General features: G+C 34.0%; 4 protein-coding genes and 1 pseudogene. 2 read left to right on the top strand and 3 right to left on the bottom strand.

The window, feature by feature from the left end; all coding sequences use genetic code 11:
• Window positions 1-256: 256 nt before the first annotated feature.
• The gene (locus BD31_RS05440; protein ID WP_100222191.1) at window positions 257-802 is read right to left on the bottom strand and encodes a hypothetical protein; all 546 of its coding nucleotides are present in this window, start codon (window positions 800-802) and stop codon (window positions 257-259) included.
• Window positions 803-1,034: 232 nt separating this feature from the next.
• Between BD31_RS05440 and BD31_RS05435 the strand changes: the two genes are divergently transcribed.
• Together BD31_RS05435 and BD31_RS05430 are read left to right on the top strand one after the other, a co-directional pair.
• Window positions 1,035-1,958 carry a transcription initiation factor IIB gene (locus BD31_RS05435; protein ID WP_008299609.1) on the top strand — a complete coding sequence of 308 codons (924 nt, stop codon included), beginning with the start codon at window positions 1,035-1,037 and terminating at the stop codon, window positions 1,956-1,958.
• A 67-nt stretch (window positions 1,959-2,025) separates the two neighbouring features.
• Entirely contained in the window at window positions 2,026-2,271 is a 246-nt protein-coding gene (locus tag BD31_RS05430; RefSeq protein WP_008299604.1) for an Lrp/AsnC ligand binding domain-containing protein, read from the top strand.
• A gap of 600 nt (window positions 2,272-2,871) precedes the next feature.
• On the opposite strand, the gene BD31_RS10740 is transcribed toward BD31_RS05430, so the two are convergent.
• Together BD31_RS10740 and BD31_RS05415 are read right to left on the bottom strand one after the other, a co-directional pair.
• Entirely contained in the window at window positions 2,872-3,741 is an 870-nt protein-coding gene (locus BD31_RS10740) for a plastocyanin/azurin family copper-binding protein (RefSeq protein ID WP_081583220.1), read from the bottom strand.
• Window positions 3,734-4,300, bottom strand: a pseudogene (locus BD31_RS05415) (hypothetical protein); the annotation flags it as partial. The pseudogene BD31_RS05415 and the gene BD31_RS10740, both read right to left, overlap by 8 nt.

Below are 4,300 nucleotides of genomic sequence, written 5' to 3'. Positions count from 1 at the left end.
TTGATAAAATAATTGCTAAAAAAGATCCAATGATGGAAGGTATGTATGTCAAATACACATGTTGTTGTTTTCCTCTGGAAAACAATCCTAGTATTGCACCTAAAGAAAAAAATCCCATAACAGCACATACAAGATAAAAATTTTCTAACAAAACACATCAGCCATGGCGTAGAATTAACAAATTTATGAAATCAATTAAACCTATGTTTAGTAACACAATGTACCACAAAATAGTTTTCTAGATTTCAACAGTAGTTTATTTTGGATTTTTTGATTTTATTTCTAACATGATGGAATTTTCAGTATATTCGGACTGGACGTTTGCACCAAGCTCAAAGAATATTGTATTGTAATAAGTTTCAAAGAACAAAGACCATCGTTCGCCCATATCATGATACAAAACCAATCTTATCGTATCCTTTTCTTTGTATTCCTTCAATGTAAAATCAGATGATTTTGCTCTGTTTTTTAATATAGAAATCCATTCATCAATACCATATTTACCGCGCATGGATAGTGCAATTTCTTTGGAACCACCTTCTGCGGAATTTCTTGCAATTTGAACAATGGTTTCACTATCCAAATTTTTAATAATTTCCTTCATTGCAGATTTTAGCATGACAACCCATCCCACTTCAGGGGCCAATAGATTCCAATTCAAATGAGAATCAAAAATACGATTGACATACGTGTTAAGACTCAGATGATCTTCTCTTGAAATAGTCTTTAATGATTCAAGAATTTTTTTGTTAATTCTAAAACTTGCATGTTCAGTTTCAGGCTTTTTGTCCCCATTTTTCACACCTAATTTCAAAAAGTCACAAATTTTAATCTAGACATGAAACCATCTTTTTCTAATAGTTAATCGTTGTGTGACAATATGCCACAATGTATACCTAGTCATTATATTCGCTAAAAAAGTACAGGAGTTATGAATAGATTAAATTTTGAACAAATTTGTCTGCATGATCATTACATATTCACATTAGGATTACAGGTCTTGAGAAAATTCTAATCATTGATGAGGTAAAAAGATGAATTCCAACACGGTATTGAATTCTAATTTAAAATTTGAATGTCAGCGATGCTCTAAAAAACAAATCATTACAGACTTGAGCATAGGGGAGATTTTTTGTGCCAGTTGTGGATTTGTAATTGATGAGAAGATAGAAAATTTAGGATATGAATCCGGTTCTGGCGATAATCAAAAAGACACTCGCAGGACTGGTGCCCCAATAACTTTATCCAGAAATGACTTTGGTCTTTCCACAGTAATTAGTTCTGAGAATACAGATGTTCATGGAAAATCCATCCCATTTGCTTTCTCATCAACAGTAAAACGAATACGAATTCAAGATGCTAGAAGTAGATTAGCAAAACGTTCTGATGCAAGTTTTAATGTGGCATTTGACTTTCTTGAACGACTTCAAGATAAACTAAGTGTGTCTGACAGCGTAAAAGAAACTGCAGCACATATTTACAGAAAGGCATTGGAGAGAAAAATCACATCTGGAAGGTCAATCTATTCAGTAGTTGCAGCATCAATGTATATTGCGTGTAGAAATACCCATACACTTCGAAATTTAAGTGACATTGCGACAGCTACAAATATCAAAAGAACCAATATTGCTCAAAGTTATAGGGCCATTGTAAAACAACTTGATTTAAAAATACCTCTTGTTAATCAGTCGGATTTTATTTTGAAAATATCAAACAACCTCAAAATATCTGCAGGGACAAAAAATCTTGCAATAGAAATTCTCAAAAAAGCAACTGAACTGGATATGATAGCAGGACGCGATCCTGCAGGAATGGCATCAGCGTCAATTTATTTTTCAAACGTGGTAAGACATGATGGATTCTCACAGATACAAATAGCAAATGCATCAGGTATAACTGCCGTAACCGTCAGAAATAGATTTCATGAACTAAGAAAAAATCCAAATTCACAAAGATAAAGATGGAAAAAATTTAGTATTGTCGGATATCTGCAGTACATCAAACTCAATTTTGGAGAAAAACTAGATGACAGATACCTCCAGTATTGTGTTTGTTTTGATAATGTGTGCGCACAAATCAATGACTAGCATAATAAATCAATTAAACGAAATTGATGCCGTAAAAGAAGCCACGTTAGTAGATGGGCCATGGCGAATTATTGTGAAATTGCAAGCATCCAGTTTGGATCATTTACGTGATGCCGTACAATGGAAACTAAGGAAGATGGAAGGAATTGAATCTACTTTGTCATTAGTCGAGTACATGAAATAGAAATGATGACGGAGATAATGAAAGAAAAATCCAAAAACATTATCAATAAAAAGGAGTTTGGTACGCATCATGAGAACATGTGTTGTCTGTGGAAAAAAAATTCGAGCATTGGTGTGATGATGTATGTTCTATTGAATGTTCAAATGAGTTAGAGGATTGAAAATGACGTGAGTGCACATAATGAAAACAAGATTGGCAGATATTTTTTGTGAAATTACAAGTATATAATATACAAAATTCGTCTAATCCTTTAAAAAAATAGACGTTAGAAAGATAGTAAAATATCTTTGGATTAAATCAGACGCATTATAGGGACTATTTTTTCCATTCATGTTCATTTTTGACATGTCCACATCTGCATTATTGAAACTCATTGTCTTTCATTTTTTCAAAGATACAAAACTCCAACAATTTCAATTCTTGTATTGTTGTTGATATTGATTTTCAACGTATCATCAACCATATGATATTCAATTTCAAAAAACAAAATTATTTTGCATAAAATTTTCAAAACCAATTTCAGGTTCATCAGTAATCATTAACAATTTTCTCTTTTTTACCGCTTCTTTGACATTAGCCATAAATTTCTCTTTTTCCTAATCATTCCAGAATATTCAAAGTGCCTTTCATTCCTGCATTATAGTGTCCTGGCACATGACATGCTATCACGTATGATCCTTTTGTAAGATCCAAAATTTCACTTTCACCAGACTCCCCACCGTGTACTTCTTCAATCTCAAAGAGAATATTTTGTTCTATAGTCTCTTCGTCTTCAGCAATCTCAGCTTTCTCAATTATGTCTTTTTTAGATACTTCATAGACGACTAGTTCATGCTCGGCCACACCATCGTTAATTAGAACAAATTTGGTTTTTCCTGCACTGATGTTTAGTTCAGAGGGAATAAACTTGAACTCCTTTGCATTTATTGTTACTACCTGAACACCATCTATCATCTTTACGTATGTAGTTTCAGATTGTTTGATTTCACCTTGTCCTTGCAATTGTTGATTCATCATTCCAGAATTCATCATGCTACTCCCCATCATGTTCCCAGAACTCCACATGTCCATCATCTCTTGTAACGCATCTGGATTTTCTGCCATGCGTCCCATCATTTGAAACCTCAAATCAGGATCATTCATCATAGTGGACATCATTTGTGACATAAACATCTGGTTTTCTTTCATAATTTCTGACATTTGTTCAACATGTCTGGGATCGTTTGCCATCCATTCCCTCATTTGTTCTGGATTTTCTATCATCTGTTGAAACATTTGTTGTCTAAGATGGGGATCTTCCATCATCCAAGACATTGCCTGATTGTTTTGCCCCATCATGTTATTGAACATCATTCTATTAGAAAAAGGGGTTTCAGTTTGTTCCAAATTTGAAAACAATGCAAATCCAACACCTAAACCTGCAATAAACACTCCCATAGCAATTCCAATCCAAACATACTGACTAGTCATGGGTAAGATTGGAATTGGAGAGTATTATATCTTGACATTTGATTTTATCTTTGAGAATCAGGTATGAAGATTGAGAATCACGGTATGAAAAGACAAATGGATAGAGTCCAAAATACATAATAACGCTTTTCAGGTTTGGAAAATACGTTAGATTCGGAGCAGTTCCACTAAGAGATCCATGTGAGGGAGGAGATACAACCGAGAAAGACAACACGTCATGGTTTGCATCATAGGCAGTCAATGTAATTGCAGAGGCAGTATCTTCCATACCCTGAATGTGTTGGTTATCGGCTATAGGTTCTGGAGAAAAATGAATCGACCATACACGATTATTATTGGTGTCAGTTATGTATCCAGAAAGATCATACATCACAACACCGGTAGGAAATTGGAATTGTTCATTGCCAGAACCTAGTGAACCAAATTTTAAGACAAAATTTCCAGATGAATCAAACTTTTGTACTCTGTGATTTCCAGTGTCTGCAACAAAAATATCCCCATAAACATTAACATTAACTCTCTGAGGGGTACGAAGTTGACCGTTACCAGAACCTAGTTG

It is taken from the genome of Candidatus Nitrosopumilus salarius BD31 (assembly GCF_000242875.2).
Taxonomy (GTDB): Archaea; Thermoproteota; Nitrososphaeria; order Nitrososphaerales; family Nitrosopumilaceae; genus Nitrosopumilus; species Nitrosopumilus salarius.
Note: the sequence above shows the minus strand (reverse complement) of the source record. Positions and strands in the feature narration are given on the sequence as shown.

Coding starts and splice junctions, on each gene's coding strand:
- BD31_RS05430 (WP_008299604.1), top strand. CDS start 2,026: ATGACAGATACCTCCAGTATTGTGTTTGTTTTGATAATGTGTGCGCAC.
- BD31_RS10740 (WP_081583220.1), bottom strand. CDS start 3,741: ATGACTAGTCAGTATGTTTGGATTGGAATTGCTATGGGAGTGTTTATT.
- BD31_RS05435 (WP_008299609.1), top strand. CDS start 1,035: ATGAATTCCAACACGGTATTGAATTCTAATTTAAAATTTGAATGTCAG.